General features: G+C 68.7%; 14 protein-coding genes. 4 read left to right on the forward strand and 10 right to left on the reverse strand.

Features of this window, described 5'->3' with window-relative positions; all coding sequences use genetic code 11:
- Nucleotides 1-130 precede the first annotated feature (130 nt).
- Entirely contained in the window at nucleotides 131-1,198 is a 1,068-nt protein-coding gene (locus AZL_RS09255) for a glycosyltransferase family protein (protein WP_012974367.1), read from the reverse strand.
- A 286-nt stretch (nucleotides 1,199-1,484) separates the two neighbouring features.
- Between AZL_RS09255 and AZL_RS09260 the strand changes: the two genes are divergently transcribed.
- Nucleotides 1,485-2,762, forward strand: coding sequence for a lytic murein transglycosylase (locus AZL_RS09260; RefSeq protein WP_012974368.1), 1,278 nt, complete (start codon nucleotides 1,485-1,487; stop codon nucleotides 2,760-2,762).
- A gap of 54 nt (nucleotides 2,763-2,816) precedes the next feature.
- On the opposite strand, the gene AZL_RS09265 is transcribed toward AZL_RS09260, so the two are convergent.
- The gene (locus AZL_RS09265) at nucleotides 2,817-3,476 is read right to left on the reverse strand and encodes a hypothetical protein (protein WP_012974369.1); all 660 of its coding nucleotides are present in this window, start codon (nucleotides 3,474-3,476) and stop codon (nucleotides 2,817-2,819) included.
- A 279-nt stretch (nucleotides 3,477-3,755) separates the two neighbouring features.
- Between AZL_RS09265 and AZL_RS09270 the strand changes: the two genes are divergently transcribed.
- Together AZL_RS09270 and AZL_RS09275 are read left to right on the forward strand one after the other, a co-directional pair.
- On the forward strand, nucleotides 3,756-4,748 hold the full coding sequence (locus AZL_RS09270) for a response regulator (protein WP_012974370.1): 993 nt from the start codon (nucleotides 3,756-3,758) through the stop codon (nucleotides 4,746-4,748).
- A 272-nt stretch (nucleotides 4,749-5,020) separates the two neighbouring features.
- Nucleotides 5,021-8,539 (forward strand): indolepyruvate ferredoxin oxidoreductase family protein, encoded by a 3,519-nt coding sequence (locus tag AZL_RS09275; protein WP_012974371.1) that lies wholly within the window; start codon nucleotides 5,021-5,023, stop codon nucleotides 8,537-8,539.
- A gap of 82 nt (nucleotides 8,540-8,621) precedes the next feature.
- Here AZL_RS09275 and AZL_RS09280 read toward each other — a convergent pair whose 3' ends face one another.
- Both AZL_RS09280 and AZL_RS09285 read right to left on the reverse strand, forming a co-directional pair.
- Nucleotides 8,622-8,834: a hypothetical protein gene (locus AZL_RS09280; RefSeq protein ID WP_042442875.1), complete on the reverse strand. Its 213-nt coding sequence runs from the start codon at nucleotides 8,832-8,834 to the stop codon at nucleotides 8,622-8,624.
- Between the two features lie 275 nt (nucleotides 8,835-9,109).
- Nucleotides 9,110-11,089, reverse strand: coding sequence for a PAS-domain containing protein (locus AZL_RS09285; protein WP_247894184.1), 1,980 nt, complete (start codon nucleotides 11,087-11,089; stop codon nucleotides 9,110-9,112).
- A gap of 391 nt (nucleotides 11,090-11,480) precedes the next feature.
- Here AZL_RS09285 and AZL_RS09290 point away from each other — a divergent pair, with 391 nt between their 5' ends.
- Nucleotides 11,481-11,909, forward strand: a complete 429-nt coding sequence (locus AZL_RS09290) for a hypothetical protein (RefSeq protein WP_012974374.1) — start codon at nucleotides 11,481-11,483, stop codon at nucleotides 11,907-11,909.
- A 65-nt stretch (nucleotides 11,910-11,974) separates the two neighbouring features.
- On the opposite strand, the gene AZL_RS09295 is transcribed toward AZL_RS09290, so the two are convergent.
- The 6 genes from AZL_RS09295 to AZL_RS09320 all read right to left on the reverse strand — a co-directional run bounded on the left by AZL_RS09295 (nucleotide 11,975) and on the right by AZL_RS09320 (nucleotide 22,124).
- On the reverse strand, nucleotides 11,975-15,109 hold the full coding sequence (locus tag AZL_RS09295; protein ID WP_012974375.1) for an efflux RND transporter permease subunit: 3,135 nt from the start codon (nucleotides 15,107-15,109) through the stop codon (nucleotides 11,975-11,977).
- Nucleotides 15,106-16,401: an efflux RND transporter periplasmic adaptor subunit gene (locus AZL_RS09300; protein ID WP_012974376.1), complete on the reverse strand. Its 1,296-nt coding sequence runs from the start codon at nucleotides 16,399-16,401 to the stop codon at nucleotides 15,106-15,108. The genes AZL_RS09295 and AZL_RS09300 overlap by 4 nt, the downstream gene beginning before the upstream one ends.
- A gap of 42 nt (nucleotides 16,402-16,443) precedes the next feature.
- Nucleotides 16,444-17,052: a TetR/AcrR family transcriptional regulator gene (locus AZL_RS09305; protein WP_012974377.1), complete on the reverse strand. Its 609-nt coding sequence runs from the start codon at nucleotides 17,050-17,052 to the stop codon at nucleotides 16,444-16,446.
- Between the two features lie 358 nt (nucleotides 17,053-17,410).
- The gene (locus tag AZL_RS09310) at nucleotides 17,411-18,376 is read right to left on the reverse strand and encodes a TRAP transporter substrate-binding protein (protein ID WP_012974378.1); all 966 of its coding nucleotides are present in this window, start codon (nucleotides 18,374-18,376) and stop codon (nucleotides 17,411-17,413) included.
- A gap of 46 nt (nucleotides 18,377-18,422) precedes the next feature.
- Nucleotides 18,423-20,423, reverse strand: a complete 2,001-nt coding sequence (locus AZL_RS09315) for a methyl-accepting chemotaxis protein (protein WP_012974379.1) — start codon at nucleotides 20,421-20,423, stop codon at nucleotides 18,423-18,425.
- 447 nt (nucleotides 20,424-20,870) lie between these two features.
- On the reverse strand, nucleotides 20,871-22,124 hold the full coding sequence (locus tag AZL_RS09320) for a BON domain-containing protein (protein ID WP_012974380.1): 1,254 nt from the start codon (nucleotides 22,122-22,124) through the stop codon (nucleotides 20,871-20,873).
- Between the last annotated feature and the right edge of the window lie 132 nt (nucleotides 22,125-22,256).

Here is a 22,256-nt window from a genome sequence, read left to right on the forward strand (position 1 = left end):
TCCCTCGGCAGGGCGAAAAACAATGGGGAGCGGACCATAGCCCGCTCCCCGCGTTCGCGCATCCCCGTTGGCAATCCCGCTGGCAATCCCGCTGCCAATCCCGCTGGCAATCCCGCTGATCGGGAAACCGTCAATCGTCGCCGCCGCCTTTCAGATCCAGCAGGCCGCGCAGTTCCTGCACCCGGCGCTCGGCGCTGTGTTCGGCCAGCACCCGCTTGCGCGCCCGGCGGCCGAGATCGCTCAGATGATTGCGCGGCAGCATCATCGCGGTGGTGACGTCGTCGGTCTGGGCCGCCACCAGAATCTCCCGGCCGGGCTCGAAGAAGCTGTCCAGCCCCTCCCAGCGGTCGGCGACGATGGCGGCGCCGCAGGCCGCGGCCAGGAACAGCCGGTCGGACGGGCACCAGCCGATCCGGCGCTCGTCGTCGCGGGCCAGCGTCAGCGCCAGATTGGCCGAGGCCAGGACGTCCGGCCGCAGCGCCGGATCGAGATCGGGAAAGGTCAGGATGTTGGGCGCGCGCGGCACCCCGTCCGGCAGGTCGGCGCCGACCAGCGCGAAGCGGCGGCGGGTCAACCGCTGGGCCGGGCCGATGAAGAAGCTGTCCAGCCCCTCGCGGATGCCGTCCGGCCCGTCGACGATGCAGCAGAGGTCGGCCAGATACTCCCGCTTGAAGTCGCCGGGCTTGTCGGCCTCCGGCACGATCCAGGGATAGAGCGGCGCCACCGACTCCGCGCCGGCCTTGGCGCGGTAACGGTCGAGCGCCGGCCCGCCGCAGGAGGCGAGCACGAGGTCGAAGCCGGCCAGCCCGTCGGCCGGCAGATGGGCCGCCACCTCCCCCGCCTCCAGCGCGGTGAGGCTGAGCGGGGCCTCGGGATCGTAGAGCACGCGGCGCGGCGCCCTCGACCGGCGGACGAGGTCGGCGGCGCGGCGGGCGTCCGGCCCGTGCGCCACCACCAGCGCGACGCCGGCATCGTCGGCCTGCGACACCGCCGCCGACGCGACATCGTCCCAGGCGGCGTAGGACAGCACCTCGCCACCGGGAATGCTCCAGGCGGTCGGCGCGGCGGGGCCGGCGCGTTCGACCGCCACCACGCGATGGCCGCGGATCGCCAGCGCCTGGATCAGCGCACGCCAGCGCGCCCGGTGCCCGCCATCGCCGCGATGGCCGTTGGTCAAGCCGAAGATCACGATTTTCATGGCGGCGGCACCTTTGGTGGCGTTCCGTGACGGAGGGTGGGCTCTTCGTCGAAGCGCTTCCGGATCAACGCGATCGAAGACGCATACGTTCCGGCCGGACCCGGCGCGGGTGGGCGTTGCGGAAGCGATGTCATGGACTCTGATATGGACCATCCCGATGGTCGTGCAAGCGCACCCAGGCCGCAATAGGGGATTCCTCACCACACCCGCCTATTTGCCGGTTGAGCCTTGCCGCCGGCGGCCTTAGGGTCACGGCCCGGCTTCCCTTCCGATCACGGTCGAGCGCATGCGAGTTCCGTTCCGTCATCCCGCCCGCCTCCTTCTCGCCACCCTGCTGATGGCCGGCTGCCAGAGCACCGGCGCCACCACCCCGGCGCCGTCCGGCGCCGCGCCGGCCGCGGCCCAACCCGGCAGCGCGGCCCAGCCGGTGGCCCAGCAACCCGCCTCCTTCCCCGAATGGCTGGCGGCGTTGCGTGTCGAGGCGCTGGGCCAGGGCATCCGTCCGCAGACCTTCGACCGCGCCTTCCAGCGGGTGAAGCTGTCCGACCGCGTCGTCGAGCTGGATTCGTCCCAGCCGGAATTCACCCGTCAGGTGTGGCAGTATCTCGACAGCGCCGTGAACGAGAAGCGCGTCCAGGACGGCCGCCAGAAATTGCAGGAACAAGGGGCGTTGCTGTCCCGCATCAGCCGGCGCACCGGCGTGCCGGGGGAAATCCTGGTCGCCTTCTGGGGGGTGGAATCGGATTTCGGTAAGTCCACCGGCAATTTCCCGGTCATCGACGCGCTGACGACGCTGGCCTTCGAGGGCCGCCGCGCCGCCTATTTCCGCTCCGAACTGCTGGCGGCATTGCGCATCCTCGACTCCGGCGACATCGCGCCGGAACGCATGACCGGCTCCTGGGCCGGCGCCATGGGCCAGACCCAGTTCATGCCCACCGTCTTCCTGCGCAACGCGGTGGACGAGGATGGCGACGGCCACCGCGACATCTGGGGCAGCATGCCCGACGTGCTGGCCTCGACCGCCAAGTTCGTGCTGGCCAACGGCTGGCGGCCGGGCGAGCCCTGGGGCCAGGAGGTGAGCTTGCCCGACGGCTTCCCCTATGACCAGGCCGAGTTGAGCGTCACCAAGCCGCTGTCGGAGTGGCGCCGGCTGGGCGTGCGCCCGCTCGACGGCGGCGAGCTGGCCGGCGACGCCCCGGCGTCGGTGCTGGTGCTGGCCGGGCATCGCGGACCGGCCTTCCTGGTGCGCGACAATTTCCGCGCCATCATGCGCTACAACCCCTCGACCAGCTATTCGCTGGCGGTCGCCCTGCTGGCCGACCGCATGACCGGCAAGCCCGGCGTGCGCGGAAGCTGGCCGCGCGAGGAGCAGGCGCTGAGCAAGGACGAGCGCATCGACCTGCAACAGCGTCTGGCGGCGCTGGGCATGGAGCCGGGAACCGCCGACGGCATCGTCGGGGCGAACACGCGCAACGCGGTGCGCCGCTTCCAGGCGTCGGTCGGCGAGATCCCGGACGGCTTCGCCACCAAGGCGTTGTTGGACCGGCTGCGCCAGCGGTCGTGACCTGAAGGGCGCCGGAGGCGACGGACGCCCCCCGGCGCACCCCCTTCCCGCGTTTCAGCGGCGGAGGGGGGAGGAGAATCGTCCGCCGCGCAGCAGGCCCCAGGCGTTCCCCAGCAGCAGCGCCGCCACCCCGGCGCCGGCCAGCGCGTCGGGGGCGCCGTCGAGCAGAAGCCAGCTCGCCGCCAGACCGGCCAGACCGGCGCCGAGCGGCAGCACATCCTTGCGCGAACAGAGCCAGATCGCCCGCAAGCCGAGTTTGCCGCGCCGGCCGGCGAACAGCAGGGTCGCGGCCGCCACCGTCACCCCGACGGCCAGCAGCAGGGCGAGGCTCGCCAGCGGCACATCGGGGATCGCCATGCCGGCGATGCCGCGCCCCGCCGTCACCACCAGCGCCAGCGCGGCGACGGCCAGCGCCGCCCCGTGCAGCATCGGCAAGTGCCGACACCAGTCCGGGCGCCAGAAATCCGGGCGCCCGCCCAGCCCGGCCAGCGTCACCGCATGGCCGGCGGCACGGTCCAGCACCAGCAGGGCCGCCGCCCACAGTGAAACCGCCTGCGTCGCGTCGGCGGTGGCGAGCAGCAGGGCGCCGAGCAGCCCATTCACCACCATCGCCATCCGCAGCGTCTGTTTCAGGTCGCCCGCCCCGCCGGTCGCCCCGCCGGCCGGACGCGGAGACCCGCCGCCGCAGGACCCGCCACAGCATCCGCCCTCCATCGCACCGCCCCTTCCCGAAAACTCGAACGGCGCAGATCATAGGAGGGGCGCAGCCGCGCGTCCACGGCCATCAGATTTTCCTGATATGAAAAGCCCTCCGCCTTATCGAAAGGGCTGGCCTGACGGGATGGCCACCCTTTCGAACGGCTTTGGGGATAACCCGGCACACCCAACGGCGCACAACCTGTCTCATTGGTCGGTCACCCGTCCACCTCCATGAAAAGGAGGGGAGCGAGGCGGATATGGGGAGGACAGCAGCGGCATCACCGGACCCCCTCCATGACGAAGCGCTTGCCCTCCCCCCTCAAGATCCTGATCGCCGACGACAATCCGCTGTTGCAGCGGGCGTTGAAGGACATGCTGGGACTGTGGGGCGTCGGCCAGATCATCACGGTCGCCAACGGGCAGGAGGCCAAGGAGGCCCTGCGGCGCGAGCTGTTCGACCTAATGGTGACCGACTGGGTGATGGAGCCGGTCGGCGGCGCGCAGTTGATCCGCTGGATCCGCCAGTCGCCGGAAAGCCTGCGGCCGAAGATGCCGATCATCGTGCTGACCGCCAATGCCGACCTCGCCACGGTGCGCAGCGCCTGGGATGCCGGCGCCGATTCCGTGCTGGCCAAGCCGGTACCGGCCGCCACGCTGGCGCGGCGCATCGACGCGGTGCTGACCCGGCGCGAGGCGGCCGTCCGCGGCGGCGGCGACGACGGCGCGGGCCCGGCCGGGCCACGGCCGGAGAGCGCCCGCCCGCCGTCCGGCGCCCTGTCAGGGATATCGCCACCCGGCGGCACGGCAAGGCTGCCGCCGCCCACCCTCCCCCTGGCCGCCGGCCCGCCCGACCGCGATGCCGCAACCCCGCGCAGCGACGATCCGCAGCGGCTGCGGCTGATGCTGGCGCTCGACCGGCTGGAAGCGGCCATCGACCGGCCCGACCCGATCGGCAGCCGGCTGCGCCATGCGCTGTCCGACTTGCAGGTCGCCACCGCCGGCGAATCCGCCGCGTCCTCCATCGTCGCCTCGCTGTCGACCTGCGTCACCTGGGTGGAACCGGATGTCGAGGGCTATGCCGACGCCCTCCAGGCCCATGCCGCCGCGTTGCGCTGGCTGGCGGGATCGGATGGCGGCGCCCAGGCGATGGCGGTGGCGCTGTGCCTGATCCGCACGCTGCGCGCCAGCGTCCGCACGCTGGCCGCCCGTGGCCAGGGTGATTTTGGCGGCTGGCCGGAAGGCGGCAACCCGCCGCCTCCGGGCAAATCCCCCCTGACCGGCCGCTGAGTCCGCCCCCATATCCTCGGAAGAGGGTCTGGGCGAAAGGGTTGGGCGAGAGGGCGGCGGAGCGGGAATTTCCGCAAGGCAAGGCATTCCATACGCTCCGTTACGGAAGACCTGCGGTTGCCGCGCCGTTCCTTGCTTTTTGCGGGGCGGGCCGCGGCGGGCGTTGCAGGATAAGACAGCCTTCATTACCTTTTTGCCCAGCGAACAAATCGGCTCCCCAGCACTCCGCCATGGACGTTGCCAGGCTGCCGACCGATGGGAGGAAATGAAGAATGGCGGTCTCAACCGTGCCTCTGGCGAATGTGTCGCTTGAAGACAAATACGCGCTCGAACGGGGGCGCGTGTATCTCACCGGCACCCAGGCGCTGGTGAGGTTGCCGATGATGCAGCGCCAGCGCGACCTCGCCGCCGGGCTGAACACCGGCTGCTTCATTTCCGGCTATCGCGGCTCGCCGCTGGGCGGCTTCGACCAGAATCTGTGGAACGCCCGCAAGTTCCTGGAAAGGAACCACATCCGCTTCCAGCCCGGCGTGAACGAGGAGCTGGGCGCCACCGCCGTCTGGGGCAGCCAGCAGGTCGGCATGTTCAAGGGCGCCAAATATGACGGCGTCTTCGCCATGTGGTACGGCAAGGGGCCGGGCGTCGACCGCTCCGGCGACGTGTTCAAGCATGCCAACGCGGCGGGCACGTCCAGGCACGGCGGCGTGCTGGTGCTGACCGGCGACGACCACAACTGCAAATCCTCCACCTTCCCGCACCAGTCCGAACACGCCTACATGCACGCGATGATCCCGGTGCTGAACCCGTCGGGGGTGCAGGAGATCCTGGATTACGGCCTGATCGGCTGGCAGATGAGCCGCTGGTCGGGCTGCTGGATCGCCATGAAGACCATCGCCGAGACGGTGGACAGCTCGGCGTCCGTCCATATCGACCCTCAGCGCGTCTCCCCGGTGATCCCCGCCGATTTCCCGATGCCGCCGGGCGGCCTGAACATCCGCTGGCCCGACCCGCCGCTGGAGCAGGAATACCGGCTGATGAAGCACAAGCTGTACGCCGCCCTGGCGTTCGCGCGTGCCAACAGGCTGGACCGGGTGGTGATGGGAAGCCCGCGCCCGCGCTTCGGCATCGTCACCACCGGCAAGAGCTATCTCGACGTCCGTCAGGCCTTCGACGAGCTGGGCATCGGCGAGGAGATGGCGGCCGACTGGGGCATCACCGTCTACAAGGTCGGCATGCCCTGGCCGCTGGAGCGCGACGGCGTGCGCCATTTCGCCGAGGGGCTGGAAGAGATCGTCGTGGTCGAGGAGAAGCGCGCGGTCATCGAGAACCAGCTCAAGGAACAGCTCTACAACTGGCACCCCGACGTCCGTCCGAAGGTGGTCGGCAAATTCGACGAGCAGGGCGAGTGGATCCTGCCCAGCGCCGGGGAGCTGTCGCCGGCCCAGATCGCCGTGGTGATCGGCCGCCGCCTGCAACGCTTCATCGACAATGAGAATCTCGCCCGCCGCATCGCCTTCCTCGACGCGCAGGAGAAGCAGAAGGCCCATGTGGCGCGCGTGGTGCGCAAGCCGACCTTCTGTTCCGGCTGCCCGCACAACAGCTCCACCGTGGTGCCGCAGGGCAGCCGGGCGCTGGGCGGCATCGGCTGCCATTACATGGCGACGTGGCTCGACCGCTCGACCGACACCTTCACCCAGATGGGCGGCGAAGGTGTGCCCTGGGTCGGCCAGGCGCCCTTCACCGAGGAAAAGCACATCTTCGCCAATCTCGGCGACGGCACCTATTTCCATTCCGGCGTGCTGGCGATCCGGCAGGCCATCGCCGCCAAGGTGAACATCACCTACAAGATCCTGTTCAACGACGCGGTCGCCATGACCGGCGGCCAGCCCTTCGACGGCACGCTGACCGTGCAGTCCATCGCCCATGTCCTGCGGGCGGAAGGCGTGCAGCGCATCACCGTCGTCAGCGACGAGCCGGAGAAATACGGCATCGGCAACGGCCTGCCGCAATATACCGGCGTCGAGCATCGCGACGACCTCGACCGCGTGCAGAAGGAGATGCGCGAGGTCCCCGGCGTCAGCGTGCTGATCTATGACCAGACCTGCGCCACCGAGAAGCGCCGCCGCCGCAAGCGCGGCAGGATGGCCGACCCGGCCAAGCGCGTGGTGATCAACGAGCTGGTGTGCGAGGGCTGCGGCGACTGTTCCACCAAATCCTCCTGCGTGTCGGTGATCCCGCAGGAGACCGAGTTCGGCCGCAAGCGGCGGATCGACCAGTCGAGCTGCAACAAGGATTATTCCTGCACCAAGGGCTTCTGCCCCAGCTTCGTGACGGTGGAGGGCGGGCAGCTGCGCAAGCCGAAGCCGGCGGCGGCGAACCCGGCGGCGGACGGTGGGACGTTGCCCGCCCCCGTTTTGCCCGCTTTCGACCGGACCTGGAGCCTGTATGTCACCGGCGTCGGCGGCACCGGCGTCGTCACCATCGGCGCCCTGCTGGGCATGGCCGCCCATATCGAGGGCAAGGGTGTCGGCGTGCTCGACATGACCGGGCTGGCGCAGAAGGGTGGCGCCGTCACCAGCCATATCCGCATCGCCGGCACGCCGGAGGACATCCATTCCGTCCGCATCGCCGCCGGCGGGGCCGACGCGGTTCTGGGCTGCGACCTGATCGTCGCGGCGGCGGGCGACGGCCTGTCGAAGATGACCGCAGGCCGCACCCGCGCCGTCATCAACACCCATGACAGCATCACCGCCGATTTCATCAAGAAGCCCGACATGGTGATCCCGGTGCGCGACCTCGTCGGCGACATCCGCAAGGCCTGCGGCGACGGCAATGTCGATGCCTTCGACGCGACGACGCTGGCCACCGCGCTGTTGGGCGACAGCCTGTTCGCCAATCCCTTCCTGATGGGCTATGCGTGGCAGAAGGGCCTGATCCCGCTGAGCGAGTCCTCGATCCTGAAGGCCATCGAGCTGAACGGCGTGGCGGTGGCGCTGAACCTCGACGCCTTCCGCTGGGGCCGCCGCGCCGCCATCGACCTGGCCTCGGTGGAGGCCGCCGCGAAACCGCGGGAGGTGACGGAGGCCACGCCGTCGCTGCTGCTCGACCAGCGCCGTCCTTCCACCGGCCTGGACGAGGTGATCGAACGCCGCCGCCGTTTCCTGGTCGATTACCAGGACGCCGCCTATGCCGCCCGCTATCACGCGCTGGTCGATTGGACCCGGCGGACCGAGCAGCAGAAGATCCCCGGCTCCACCGCCCTGACCGAGGCGGTCGCCCGCGCCCATTTCAAGCTGATGGCCTACAAGGACGAGTATGAGGTGGCGCGGCTCTACACCGACAGCGGCTTCGTCGAGAACATCGCGCGCCTGTTCGAGGGCGACTGGAAACTGACCTTCCACATGGCGCCGCCGGTGTTGGGCGAGGCCGAAGCGGATGGCGGTGAGCCTAAGAAGAAGAGCTTCGGCCCGTGGATGCTGCCGGTGCTGCGCCTGCTGGCCAAGGGCAAGCGGCTGCGCGGCACGCGGCTCGACCCGTTCGGCCGCACCGCCGAGCGCCGCCAGGAACGCCGGTTGATCGCCGAGTATGAGGCGGTGGTGGGCGAGCTGCTGACCGGCCTGACGGCCGAGAGGCTGGATCTGGCGGTGGAGATCGCGGCGCTGCCGATGGAGATGCGCGGCTATGGCCCGGTGAAGGCCCGCAATGTCGCGGCGGCGAAGGCGAAGGAGGCCCGGCTGCTGTCCGGCTTCCGCGCCCCGATCACCGCCCCGCAGCCGCTGGCGGCGGAGTGAACGGCTCGGGGACATAAGGTGAGCTGAGGTGACCGATGGCGCCCTCTCCGCCGGCTGCGGGGAGGGCGCCATTCTTTCGCCGTCAATGCCGCTTGGCTCCGGCGGTCATCATCCAGATGGCGACGAAGAACAGGGCGGTGCCGAGCAGGGCGGCATAGAGGATGATCGCCGGGTGGAAGAGGAAGCCGATGGGCAGGATCAGCAGCATCAGGGCGGCCGCGAGCAGCCCGAGCAGGAAGATGCCCAGGTTGAAATGCTCATGGATGGGGGCGTTCGGATCGTTGTGGGTCGTCATCGCATGGGCTCCGGTCCGGTGCCGCCGGTGCGGCGGCGGGGGTTGAACATGAGCGCAGGCTAATGAGGCGGAGAGCCGGCGACATTGCGAATCCGCAACGGTCCGGCGCTTTGCGGTCGGGTTGATGGCGAACGCGGCTATCGCCCAACACTGGATCGCGGAATGGCGAAGCACCCCGGCATGTCGGTGCTGACCAAGCCCTTCGCCATGGACGTGCTGGCGGCGCGAATCCGGGAGCTGATCGCGGGGTGAGGAGGGTTTGCGACGCGGCGGGCCTACCCCATCGGAAAGCGCAGCAGGAAGCGCGCGCCCCGTTCCTCCCCCTCGCCATTCCGGTCCAGCGCGATGCTGCCGCGCATGGTGGCGGTCATGATATTGGCGCAGATGCTCAATCCCAAGCCGCTGGCGCCCAGGCCGCGCCGGGTGGTGAAGAAGGGCTCGAAGATGCGGGAGCGGATGGCCTCCGGGATGCCCTTGCCGTCGTCGGCATAGCGCATCTCGATCCAGCCCTCCGGCTCCTCGCGGGCCGACAGACGGATGAGGCCGCTCTCCCCCTCGTCGAAGGCATGGACCAGGGCGTTGATGACCAGGTTGGACAGCACCTGGGCGAAGGCGCCGGGATAGCCGTCGATGATCAGGCCGGCGGGGATGTCCAGCTCAACCACCACCCGCGTGCGGCGCAGGCTGGGGCGCAGGCTGAGCAGCACCTCGTCGACATAGGCGGCGAGATCGAAGGGACGGCGCTCGCCGCTGGCCTGATCGGCGGCGACCTGCTTGAAGCTCTGGATCAGGCCGGTGGCGCGCTCGACATTCGTCATGATCATCCGCGTCGATTCCCACGCCACGTCGAGGAATTCCTGGAAATCGCGGCGGCGGATGCGGTTCTCCTCGAACAGGGCGCGGATGCGGGCGACCTCCTCGCCCAGATGGGAAATGGCGGTCAGGGTGACGCCGATGGGGGTGTTCACCTCATGCGCCACGCCGGCGACCAGTTGGGCGAGCGACGACAGCTTCTCCGCCTGGATCAGGCTGGCCTGGGCGTCGCGCAGCTCCGCCTCCGCCCGTTTGCGCGCGGTGATGTCCAGCGCCACCGTGACGATGTGGGTGACCTCGCCGCCCTCGTCGGTCAGCGGCATCTTGGTGGTCAGCCAGTCGCGCGGAACACCGCAGCCATCGGGCGCGCGATCCTCGTGGAAGGGAACGCCCTGGCCGCTGTCCACCACCAGCCGGTCCAAGGCGGCGGCCCGGTCGGCCGCCTCGCCCGGCGGCGGGACGACCGCGGGGCCATAGGTCTCGCGGTAGAAGCGGTTGGTCAGCCGCACGGTGCCGTCGCGATCCTTCACATCGATCAGCGCCGGGATGGCGTCGATCACGCCGGTCAGGATCTCCCGGCCCTGGCGCAACGCCTCGTCGGCGATGACCCGATTGGTGATGTCGGTGAAGGTCCGCACCTGTCCGCCATCGGGCAGCGGCACCACCCGCACCTCGATGAAACGGCCGTCCCCCTGGGGCCGGGCATAGACGAACTCGCGCTCCGGACGGCCGATCCGCTCCATCAGATAGGCGGTCTTGGCGTCGAGATCATCGCCGAAATCCGGCGATCCCGCCGGAAGCCCGACCAGACCGCTGGCGATCTGATGGCGCGCCACATCGACCAGCGACGGATTGGCCCGCATCACCTCCTCGGTCATGCCGAACAGTTGCAGCGCGTTGCTGTTCCAGGCCATGTAATGCAGGTCGCGGTCGAGCAGGACGATGCCCTGCCCCATATTCTCCAGCGTCAGGCGCAGCAGATGGCGCTGCGTCGCCAGCTCATCCTCCGCCCGGCGACGCTCGGTCACGTCGGAGTAGGTGCGGACGAAACCGCCGCCGGAGGTTTGCCGGGTCCGCACCTCCAGCACCCGGCCATCGGGACGGCGATGCTCGTAGAGCGGCGGATCGGCGCGACGCGCCCGCTCCATATGGCGGGCGGCGATGGCTTCGGGATCCCCGGGGCCGTATTCGCCGCGACGGGCGAGAAACTGGATGATGCCGAAACAGTCGTCACCGGGCAGATAGCCGCGCGGCACGTCGAACAGGTCGTACAGCCGGCTGTTGATGATCCGCACCGTCAGGGCGGCATCGACCAATATGACGCCCTGGTCCATCTGCTCCAGCGCCAGCATGGCGAGATCGTCGCCGGCCAGCGGCTGCTGTCCAGGCGCGTCAACCGGAGCGGGGCGGTTCGTCGGGTGGTCGGGGTTCCGGGCTGGCAAGATCGGCGCGCCATCCATCGTTACGAAGGTCCGCAATCGAACGCCCCACTGTAACAGCCACGCCGGGTCCTGCCGAGCCTTCGTCTGCGCCACGGCGTCGCAATCCTGGCGTCTTTCCGATGCTTATCAAAGCTTCGGAGAGACTCTAATCTTTTGATCTTTCGCGCGATTCGCGTTTCCGACGATTCCGTTCGAACCGATCGCGCTCCAGGACATTTGTGTAACATTTTAAGTATTTCGGAAGGATTGCCGCTCTACCCTGTTCCGAAAGGCGGGGCTGTTGTGCAAGATCATCGGATGCGCGATGATCGCCATTCCCCGCATTTCCCCGCCCGCCTGAGGTAACCGCCCCTTGTCCGGACTGGCCGCCTTACCCGCACCGACCAGCGCGATGCCCAGTTCGGGCATCGGCAAGCTGCGTCAGATGCTGGCCAGCGACGCCGCGGCGGTTCAGCCGGTCCGCCGCATCCCCGGCGAGGAGGAGCGCAAGCGCGCCAAGGAGGGGACGGAGGCGACCGGCGACGCCTTGCAGGGCAGCGGCCGGACCGATGCCGACTCGACGGCGGCGGCACGGTCGCGGGCGGGCACCGGTTCGGCGGGCGCCTTCGCCATCGGCGACGCCGCCGGTGGGTCCGGCCCGGTCAATGGCGGCGCCGTCCCCCTGAACGCCCTGCCCAATGCCGGCTATGTCGCCCAGAGCATCTATCAGGAAGCCATCGGCAGCGGCCTGACCATCGAGCCCTGGTCGGAGGCCATCGACGCCTACCGCCGCGCCGACGCCGGGGTCAACACGCCGCTGGTCACCCAGATCGCGGTATAGCGACATCCCCTCCCTCCGCAGGGGAGTGAGGGGATGGGTCGACTCACCCCCTCACGCTTCGATGCTCAATCGTCGCCGCCCGCCGGCATCGGGCCTTGTGGGGGAACATGGGGAAGGTCGGCCTTGCGGCCGCCGAACAGGTTGCCGACGAACCGGCCGAAATCCTCCATGTAGAGGTAGAGCGACGGGGTGATGTAGAGCGTCAGCACCTGCGACACGCACAGGCCGCCGACCACGGCGAGGCCCAGCGGCTGGCGCAGTTCGGCGGCGGCGCCCTGGGCGATGGCGATGGGCAGTGTGCCCATGATCGCCGCCATCGTCGTCATGATGATCGGACGGAAGCGCAGCAGGCATGCCTGTTCGATGGCGTCGCGCGCCGACATGCCGTTGCGCCGGGCCTCGACCGCGAAGTCGATCATCATGATCGCGTTCTTCTTCACGATGCCGATCAGCATCAGGATGCCGATGATGGCGATGACGCTGAGTTCGACGTCGAACAGCATCAGCGTCGCCAGCGCCCCGATCGCCGCCGAGGGCAGGCCGGACAGGATGGTCAGCGGGTGGATGAAGCTCTCGTACAGCACGCCCAGCACGATGTAGATCACCAGCACCGCCGCCGACAGCAGCAGCGCCTGACCGGCCTGTGCGTCCTGGAACACCTGGGCGGTGCCGGCGAAGCCGGTGGTGATGGTGGGCGGCAGTCCCATCTCGCGCTCCGACACGCGGATCATGTCGACCGCCTGCCCCAGCGAGGCGCCGGGCGTCAGGTTGAAGGACAGCGTCACCGCCGGAAGCTGGCCCTGGTGGTTGACCGCCAGCGCCCCGGCGGTGCGCTCCACCCGCGCGAAGGCGTCGAGCGGCACCAGCTTGCCGGTGGTGGCGGAGCGGACATAGACGCGCGACAGCGAACTGTCGTCGCTCTGGTATTTCGGCTCCAGCTCGATCAGCACCTGATAGTCGTTGCTGGGGGTGTAGATGGTCGAGACCTGACGCTGGCCGAAGGCGCTGTAGAGGGTCGAGCGCACCTGATCGACGCCGACGCCCAGCGTCGCCGCCTTTTCGCGGTCGATGTGGACATAGGCCTGCGGGTTGTTCAGCTGAAGATCGCTGGTGACGTCCTGCAGGATGGGGATGCCGCGCAGGGTCTGCTCCAGCCGGCCCGACCATTGGTAAAGCTCGGCCAGATCGAGACCCTGGATGGTGTACTGGTAGAGGCTCTTGGACGACCGGCCGCCGATGCGCAGATTCTGCACCGGCTGCATGTAGACGGCCATGCCGGGGATGCCGTTGACCTGCCGGCGCAGCTGCTGGATCACCTCGGTCGCCGGCGGGCGCTGGTCACGCGGCTTCAGGGTGATGAACATGCGGCCCTGGTTGCCGGTGCTGCCGCCGACGCCGACGGAGGAGATGACGTCGACCACCGCCGGGTTGGCCTTCATGATGGCGGCGACCTGCTGCTGGAGTTCGGCCATCGACGGGAAGGCGATGTCGGCCCGCGCCTCCGTCGTCACCTGGATCTGGCCGATGTCCTCGGTCGGGAAGAAGCCCTTGGGAATCGCCTGGTACAGCATGGCCGTGCCGATCACGGTGCCGATCATCACCAGCCCCATCAACGGCCGGTGGCGCAGGGTCCAGCGCAGGGTCCGGGCATAGCCGTTGAGAATGGCGGAAAAACCGGCCTCCAGCGTGCGGCCGAACCAGCCCTCCTCATGGCCGTGGGGCTGGTGGACGAGGAAGCGGGAGCACATCATCGGCGTCAGCGTCAGCGACACGAAGGCCGAGGCGCCGATCGACATGGTGACCACCATGGCGAATTCGTGGAACAGCCGCCCGACCACGCCGCCCATCAGCAGGATGGGGATGAAGACGGCGACCAGCGACAGGGTGATCGACAGGATGGTGAAGCCGATCTCGCGCGCGCCCTTGATCGCCGCCTCGAACGGCTTCATCCCCTCTTCGACATAGCGGACGATGTTCTCCATCATCACGATGGCGTCGTCCACCACCAGCCCGACCGCCAGCGTCAGCGCCATCAGCGAGATGTTGTCGATGGAAAAGCCCATGACATGCATGCCGCCGGCCGTCGCGATCAGCGAGATCGGCACGGCCAGCGCCGGGATCAGCGTCGCCGACAGCCGGCGCAGGAACAGGAAGATGACCAGCACGACCAGGACGATGGTCAGGCCGAGCGTGAACTGCACGTCCTCCACCGCCTGCCGGATCGATTCCGAACGGTCGTTCACCACCTTGATGTCGGCGGCGGCCGGAAGCTGGGTCTTGAAGATCGGCACCAGGGCGCGCACGCGGTCGACCACCTCGACCGTGTTGGCGTCGGGCTGGCGCTGGATCGCCAGCATGATGCTGCGCGTGCCGTTCAGCCAGCTGGCGGTGCGGGTGTTCTCGACGCTGTCCAGCACCTGGGCCACGTCGCCCAGCCGCACGGGGGCGTTGTTGCGATAGGCGACGATCAGCTTGCGGAAGGCGTCGGCGTCGGGAAGCTGCGGGTTGGCGGCGATGACAAGCTGCTGCTGCTGCCCGGTCAGGGTGCCCACGGGAGTGTTGGCGTTGGCGGCCGTCATCGCCTTCTGCAACTCGTCGATGCCGATGCCGCGCAGGGCCAGCGCGTTGGGGTTGATCTGCACCCGCACCGCGAATTTCTGCGAGCCGTAGATCTGGACCTGGGCCACGCCCGGCAGGGTCGCCACCTTGGGCTGGATCAGCGTCTCGGCGATGTCGTTCAGCTTGGCCAGCGGCAGGGTCGGCGAGTTCAGCGACAGGAACAGCACCGGCTGGTCGGCCGGATTGACCTTGCGGTAGCTGGGCGGCGTCGTCATCTCCGCCGGCAGGCTGCGCTGGCTGCGGGCGATGGCCGCCTGGACGTCGGCCGCCGCCGCGTCGATGTCGCGGTCCAGCACGAACTGGATGATGATGCTGCTGTTGCCGAGCGTGCTGTTCGAGGTGATGGTGTCGATGCCGGCGATGGTGGAGAACTCACGCTCCAGCGGGCCGGCGACGGAGGCCGCCATCGTCTCCGGCGAGGCGCCGGGAAGCGTCGCGGTGACGCTGACGACCGGAAAATCAACCCGCGGCAGCGCCGCCGTCGGCAGTTGGCGATAGGCCGCCAGACCGCTGAGGATCAGGGCCGCCGTCAGGAGAATGGTCATCACCGGACGGCGGATGCAGAGTTCCGAAAGGTTCACGTGGCACCCCCTGCGCTCGGAACCTGGCTGACCGCGCCGCGCGCCGCCGCCTTCCGGGCGCCGTCATCGGCGGCGGAGCCCTGCCGGTTGCCGCCTTCCGCGGTCGCCGCTCCCGCCGGGGCCGCGGGCTTGGCGCCGGGCTTCTCGGTGATCTTGGCGCCGGGGAACAGGCGCGACTGGCCGTCCACCACCACGCGCTCGCCATTCTCCAGGCCCGAAGAGATCACGGCGAGACCGCCATGGACCCGCTCCACCGTCACCGGCCGGACCTCGACCGTCTCGTCGGCCTTGACGACATAGACGAAGCGGCCCTTCTGCCCGGTCTGCACCGCCAGATCGGCGACGGTCAGGGCGTTCTGTTCGATGCGCAGGGTCAGGGTGGTGTCGACGAACTGGCCCGGCCACAGCCGGGTGTCGGCGTTGGGAAACTCGCCCTTCACCAGGATGGTGCCGGTCTGCTGGTCGACCTGGCTGTCGACGAAGGACAGCCTGCCCTCCGCCTTCTCGCCCCCCGGATTTTGGCCATGCCCGCCGGCGATGCTGGCCGTGACGGGAAGCGAACCGGTGGCCATCGCGGCGCGGATCGCCGGCAGATGCTTCTCCGGAACGTTGAAGGAGACGTTGATCGGGCGCAGCTGGGTCAGGGTGACCAGCGGGTTGCTGTCGGCGGCGCGGACCATGGCCCCGACCTTGGCGGCGACGGTGCCGGTGCGGCCATCCATCGGCGCGGTGATGCGGGTGAAGCTGAGCGAGACCTTCGCCGCCTCGATCGCCGCGAGGTCGGCCTTGACCGTCCCCTCCAGCGCGTCGGCGGTGGCGACGGCGGCGTCATAGGTGGTGCGCGAGATGGCGCTGGTGCGCACCAGTTCGGCATAGCGCTTCACGTCGCCCTTGGCCTTTTCCAGATTGGCGCGGTCGCGTTCCAGATTGGCCTGGGCCTGACGGAGCTGGGCGTCGAGCGAGCGGCTGTCCAGGGTGAACAGGGTGTCGCCGGCCTTGACCTCCTGCCCCTCGGTGAAGGCGACGGTCTCGACCGCGCTGTCGACGCGCGGCTTGATGGCGATGGCGGCGATCGGCTGGACGCTGCCGATGGTGACGATCTGTTCCGGCACCGCCTGGACGGCGGCCAGCTGCGTCACCACGGGCACGGCGCGGGGCCCCTGGGGCGGCGCCTTGGCGCCTTCCGCGGCGGCGGTTTTGCCGCCCGCCCCGGCCGTGTGGGACGCATACCAATAGTACCCGCCACCGCCGATCATCGCGGCAACCAGCAGGACCAGAAAAAACCGTCTCATCCGATGGGACTCCAAACGCCGGAGCCAGGGGCCGGCATAGGCTTAGATGAAGGGTGGTAGATTTGTGATGCCGGACATCAGGATATCGATGACGGAACGCTCGAGAGCCTCGCGCGGACGGTCGCCCAGTTGCATGATCCCGCCACGGACCATGCCGATGATCAGCAGCGGCACGATCTCCAGATCGACCCTGCGGAACTCGCCGGACGCCATGCCGTCGGCCAGAACCTGCTGCAAGGCGCTGGCGGTGCGCTGGCTGCGGCGGCGCAGGATGCGGCGGGTGCGGTCGGCCAGATCGGACTGGTCGCCGCCCAGCAGCTTCAGCGTCTGCAACTGCTCGCTCAGCGTGTCCACCAGGGCGGACACCATCGCCGACAGGCGGACGGAGGCGGGAACCTGCCGCGGCGCCAGTTCGGCGTTCAGCTTGTGCTCCAGCCCGCCGAGCGCGCGCTCCAGCGATTCCAGATACAACTCCTCCTTGGAGGGGAAGTAGCGGTACAGCGTGGCCTTGCCGACGCCGGCCCGCTTCGCCACCTCCTCCACCTGGACGGAGGCGTAGTCGCGGCCGGCGAACAGCTCCGCCGCGGCATTGAGGATCACCTCGCGCCGCTTGGCGCGCCAGTCGGGTATCTCTTCCGCATCGAGAGGCATGAATGGAACTCACGGGTTTCAAAAACTGACGATAGTCGAGTTCCTTAGAGTGTCAAGGAACCTGTTTCCAATAAAAATGAATTCGGCGTCATCTGCGGAAAGACGTTCCATTCACCGCCCCGAGAGCATATCCATCCTCATTCCCACCAGCCCAGGCCCGCGAGCGGGACGGCCGCGAGGCAACCGTCAGCGCCGCCGCCTCGGACGCGATCATGAGCGGCCCGTCCGCACCTCCGTTGTCTTTGACCGAATCGCCATCCGCCTCAGACGCCGGGCTCCGCTTCGGTCCCTTCCCCCGTTCATGGAATCCCTTGCTGGAGAGGGGGCGCCGCGGTGTGGCCGCGGCTTCCCTTTGCGGTCACTTCACGTCGCGGATGCGCTTGGCGATGGCGGCCAGCGCGGGATCAATCCCTTCATAGACCGGTTGCACGGCCTTGACGAACGAGTCTCGGTCGGTGATCTCCGACACCTCCATGCCCTTGGAGCGCAGGAACTCCACGGATTCCGTATTCGCCTTGTCGACGTAATCACGCATCGCCTTGCCGCCGGCCTTGGCCGCCGCGATGAAGGCGGGCTTGTCGCCATCCGGCACTTCCGCCCAGAACTCGCCGGAGATCACGAGCACGCCCGACGAATAGATGTGGTTCGAAACTGTCAGATATTTCTGCACCTCATGAAGCTTCGCCGCGACCACGGTCGGGGCGGGGTTCTCCTGTCCATCGATGCGGCCGTTCTGCAACGCGGGATAGACCTCCGGCCAAGGCATCGGGGTGACGTCGGCGCCCAGGGCCTTGAAGGTCGCCACATAGATGGGGCTCTGCGGCGTCCGCAGCTTGATGCCCTTCAGGTCCTCCAGGCCGCGGATGGGCTTCTTCGCGTTGGTGATCTGGCGCATGCCCTGTTCGCCCCAGGCGAGGCCGACCAGACCGTATTTCGGGAACGCCGCCAGGATCTCGGCTCCGATCGGTCCATCGAGAACGGCCCGCGCATGCGCGCTGTCTCGGAACAGGAACGGCAGATCGGTCACCGTCACTTCGGGTACGACGGTGCTGATCGCGCCACCGCCGCCGACGATGGTCATTTCGATCGTGCCGAGTTGCAGGCCCTTCAGAACGTCGGCGTCGCCACCCAGCTTGGAGCCCGGCTGGTCGTCGACGCGGTACTTCCCCGGCAGAGCCTTGTTCAGCTCGGCGGTGAAGGCGCGCGCCCCCGCCCCCATCATCGAGTCCGGCGGCAAGGTGTAGCCGAGCTTGACGACCGCCTCGGCGTGCGCCTGGGATGCCAGCAGGATGCAAGCGGCGGCGAAGGTGGGCAGCAGTTTCATGAACGACCTCCATTTGACGGATGGAATTTATTGGCTCTGCGTTGTGTCAGCCGACGCGGATTCGCCCGATGAAACTGTCGGTCTGCGTGTTCAGCTCGGTCGATGTCTGGGAGAGGATCTTGGAATCCTGGAGCACCCGGGCGGCCGCCTTGCCGGCGGAGGCGACCACCTCGGTGACGCTCGCGATGTTGGCGAGGACCTCGGCCGTACCGGTCGCCGCGAGATCCGCGCTGCGTGCGATTTCGCGCGTGGCGTCCATCTGCCGTTCGACGGCGGAGGCGATGACCGCCGACACCTTGCCGATCTCGCCGATGGTCGAACCGATCTCGCGGATCGCCTCCACCGCCTGTGCGGTCACCTGCTGGATGGCGCCCACCTGACCGCTGATCTCGTCCGTGGCGCGCGCCGTCTGGCTGGCGAGGTTCTTGACCTCGCCGGCCACCACGGCAAACCCCCTGCCCATCTCGCCGGCCCGGGCCGCCTCGATGGTGGCGTTGAGCGCCAGCATGTTGGTCTGTCCGGCGATGCCGCTGATCATGCTGACGATCTCGCCGATCCGCTGGGCGGCGTCGGCGAGGCTGCGGACGATGGTGTCGGTCTGCGCCGCCCGGTTGGCCGCGCCGACGGCGGTGGCGTTGGCTCGGCTGACGTGACGGCCGATCTCGGCGGTCGAGGAATTCAGCTCCTCGGTGGCGGCGGCCACCGTGCGGACGTTGTCAGAGGCCTTTTCGGCGGCGACAGCGACGGTGGCGACCTGATTCGTCGCCTGTTCCGACATCGAGGCCATCGACAGCGAGGTTTCACCCATTTCCCGCGCCGCAGTGCCGACCAGATGCACCACGCCGCTCACATGCGATTGGAAGTCCTCGGCCAGCGCGTCCATCGTCAGGCGCCGCTCGCGGGCGGCGCGCATCTCGGCCTCCGCCTGCTCGGCGCGGAAATGATTCACGGCCTGGGCGTTTTCCTTGAAGACCTGGACGGCCCGCGCCATCCGGCCGATCTCGTCGCCGCGATCCAGGGCCGGCACCTCGACGCTCAGTTCGTTGTGGGCGAGCCGGTGCATGACCGTGGTCATCCGGATGATGGGTACGGTGATCGAACGTCCACCCAACCACCCCATCAGGGCGCCGATCAGGGTCAGCCCGACGATGACGACGATGACGACGGTTTCCATCAGGCTCTGGGCCGCCTGGGTTTCCCCGATGGCCGCGCCGCGCCGCTCGTTCAAATCGTCCGCTTCCGCCTTGGCGGCGCCGCGCAGCCGGCCAAGAGCCTCGGACAGCGCCCTGGCCGCGCTGGCGCGCTCGGCCGAGCTGGTGATCAGCTCGGCCGTGACCAGCGGCAGCGCCTTGATGTCCTCGGCAAGCGCCGCGATGAAGCGCTTCGTCCGCGGCGTCGGCGGCGTCATCGCCGATGCTTCGGCGTAAGCGGTCTTCAGCTTGGTGGCTTCCGCCTCCGCAAGGCCGGAGTCCGCCGGGGAATTGGTCATGACGAAGCGAACGATCAGGAAACGGCTGTTGTCGACCATCGTGCGCACACGCGAAGCCGCCGAGGCGAAAGCCGCATCGCCGGCCCCCGCGGCCTGGGTATCGAGCGCCTCGGCGGTCGTACCCATGTCAATTCCCATGGCAAGGAGCTTGTCCAGCAACTGCCGGCGGCGTTCGATCGTGGCGATGACGCGGTTGAATTCGGCGCTGACGGCGTTCAGCGCGTCGTTGACGACGCCCCCCCGTCCCGCCGCCGCGGCGTTGGCGAGAATGCCCTCGATCGCATGCCGAAGCTCGGCGAGACCGGCGCGGGCACCGTCGATATCCCTCACCAGTCCGGTGCCCATCGCCGTTTGCGCCGATGCTTCGACCTGGCTGGTCAGGGTGCGCAGCTCGGCGAAGTCGGCCGCGACCTGGTTGATGACCACCAGATCCCGCATGCGGTTTTCGGTGGAGCTGAGGCCACTGATCGTTACACCTCCCAATGTAAAGAACAGCCCCATCAGAACCGCGAATCCGCCGAAGATCCGCTTCGACATGCTGAGGTTATTGAGATGCATGTGTTTTCTCCGGATGGGCCGGTCCGCAAGCTCGGAACGCCTGTAGCGTTGCAAATTTGATTTAAAATGCTAGCTCTTAGAGCATTAGGGTTTGCTCTTATTCTCTTTTCGGAAGACATCCCTGGTGGGGGGGGGACGGGTCGAGGAGCGGATCGCACCCTCGCCGCTGTTCGATGACGTCGGCGAGTATCCGCTGTGCCCTTACCCCTCCATCCGACCGGACCCGGATGCCGTCCGAGAAGAACTTCAATCGGATGACTTGGTTGTGATTGAAGTTTGCGAAAACCCGTATACCGCTTCCCGCCTCCGAGGAGGAGAGGGGGATATCCCCGATGCCCTCCCAGACGAAAGGCGCGGCGCCCGGCCTCCGGCGGCGGAAATGCCGGGGAGACAGGACGTCGCGCCTTTGCCCAGCCTTGCCCTTTGGCAATTTGCTCCCGGCGGCGATCAGCTCCGCGTGGTGGGGGAGCGGCCGGTGCCGGTGGAGCCGGTTTCCCCGGTGGTCGAACCGGTCATCGAACCGGTTCCGGCCGAGGCGGCGGCCGGACCACCGCTGGTGCCGGCGCCGGTTCCGGTGGCCGAGGGGGCGCTGGAGCCGGTGTTGGCGCCGGTACCGGCTCCCAGCCCGCCGGTGGTTCCGCCGGCGCCCGCCATGGCCGAGGCCCCGGCGCCGGTGGAACTGCCCCAACCGGTCGCGCCTTGGCCCGCGGCCTGAGCCCGAATGCGCAGGTTGTTCTGCACATGGGAAACACCCGATACCGATTCGGCGACATCCTCGGCCCGCCGCTTGGTCCGGCGGTCGGGAACCATGCCGGTCAGCGTCACCTCGCCACCGCTGACCGTCACCTCGATCTCGGAGGCGTCGATGTAGGCGTCGTCGGTCAGCCGGTCGCTGACATCCTCGCGCACCCGGTCATCGGACCGGCTGTAGCCACGCGGGCCGCGCCCGCGATGCTGGGCGGCCCGCCGTTCGTCCTCATGGCGGCGGCGCTCGGCATCATCATCGCCGAACCAGGAGGCGATCTCGTCGCCGGCCTGTTCCCAGAAGCCGCGCGACCGCCCCCGGTAGCGGTCATCGCCACGGCCGCCATAGTTGCCCTGGTAGCCGCCCTGGTAACCACCCTCATAGCCGCCATGGCCGGCGAAGGCGCCGCCACGGTCATCCTGGCCATAGGGGCGGACGCCGTAATCACGGTCGCGATACTCGCCGCCGCCGACATCGCGGCCGGCATAGTTGCCCTCGGTACCGGCAGTGCCGGCGCCGGCATAACCGCCATAGCCGCTGGACCCGGACCGGCCGCCATAGCCGGCGCCATAGCCGCCGCGGGCGATGTCCCGGCCGCCACCGAAGCCGCGGCCGTACATCCGTTCCATCTCACGGGAGCTGTCGTCACGCTGATCGCCGCGGCCGTAATCGAAGTCGCGGCCATAACCACCCGACTCGTTGCCGACCCGCCCGCCATAGCCGGTGTCGCGGTAGCGGCGGCCCTGCTCGTCCTGGTGGAGATGGGACTGCGGACGATACAGGCTCTCGTGCCGACCGGCCTCGTCCGGATCATACTGTCCGGCGCGGCGCGGCGCCTCGCCCCAGTCACGATGCCGGTTCGGCTCCCGGTCGTCGTCGCGCCAGTCGCGACCCTCGCCCCGCCATCCCTCGTCACGCCGTCCCTCGTCCCTCCAACGATTCTCGTACTGTGCCATGGTGGTCCGCTCCCTCTTGTCAGGATTCTTGGATCGGCGGGTGGCACGCCATACTCGGCGCAAGCCCCCCGCCCGTGTCCCGAACAACAGGAGTGGTCAAACGGCGTTCCGGATTTTCAGACTCGGTTCCCG

Source organism: Azospirillum sp. B510, assembly GCF_000010725.1.
Taxonomy (GTDB): Bacteria; Pseudomonadota; Alphaproteobacteria; order Azospirillales; family Azospirillaceae; genus Azospirillum; species Azospirillum lipoferum_B.

Bases quoted from the DNA above. Each gene is read 5' to 3' on its own strand.
- AZL_RS09255 (WP_012974367.1), bottom strand. From the start codon at position 1,198: ATGAAAATCGTGATCTTCGGCTTGACCAACGGCCATCGCGGCGATGGC.
- AZL_RS09260 (WP_012974368.1), top strand. From the start codon at position 1,485: ATGCGAGTTCCGTTCCGTCATCCCGCCCGCCTCCTTCTCGCCACCCTG.
- AZL_RS09265 (WP_012974369.1), bottom strand. From the start codon at position 3,476: ATGGAGGGCGGATGCTGTGGCGGGTCCTGCGGCGGCGGGTCTCCGCGT.
- AZL_RS09270 (WP_012974370.1), top strand. From the start codon at position 3,756: ATGACGAAGCGCTTGCCCTCCCCCCTCAAGATCCTGATCGCCGACGAC.
- AZL_RS09275 (WP_012974371.1), top strand. From the start codon at position 5,021: ATGGCGGTCTCAACCGTGCCTCTGGCGAATGTGTCGCTTGAAGACAAA.
- AZL_RS09280 (WP_042442875.1), bottom strand. From the start codon at position 8,834: ATGACGACCCACAACGATCCGAACGCCCCCATCCATGAGCATTTCAAC.
- AZL_RS09290 (WP_012974374.1), top strand. From the start codon at position 11,481: ATGCCCAGTTCGGGCATCGGCAAGCTGCGTCAGATGCTGGCCAGCGAC.
- AZL_RS09300 (WP_012974376.1), bottom strand. From the start codon at position 16,401: ATGAGACGGTTTTTTCTGGTCCTGCTGGTTGCCGCGATGATCGGCGGT.
- AZL_RS09305 (WP_012974377.1), bottom strand. From the start codon at position 17,052: ATGCCTCTCGATGCGGAAGAGATACCCGACTGGCGCGCCAAGCGGCGC.
- AZL_RS09310 (WP_012974378.1), bottom strand. From the start codon at position 18,376: ATGAAACTGCTGCCCACCTTCGCCGCCGCTTGCATCCTGCTGGCATCC.
- AZL_RS09315 (WP_012974379.1), bottom strand. From the start codon at position 20,423: ATGCATCTCAATAACCTCAGCATGTCGAAGCGGATCTTCGGCGGATTC.
- AZL_RS09320 (WP_012974380.1), bottom strand. From the start codon at position 22,124: ATGGCACAGTACGAGAATCGTTGGAGGGACGAGGGACGGCGTGACGAG.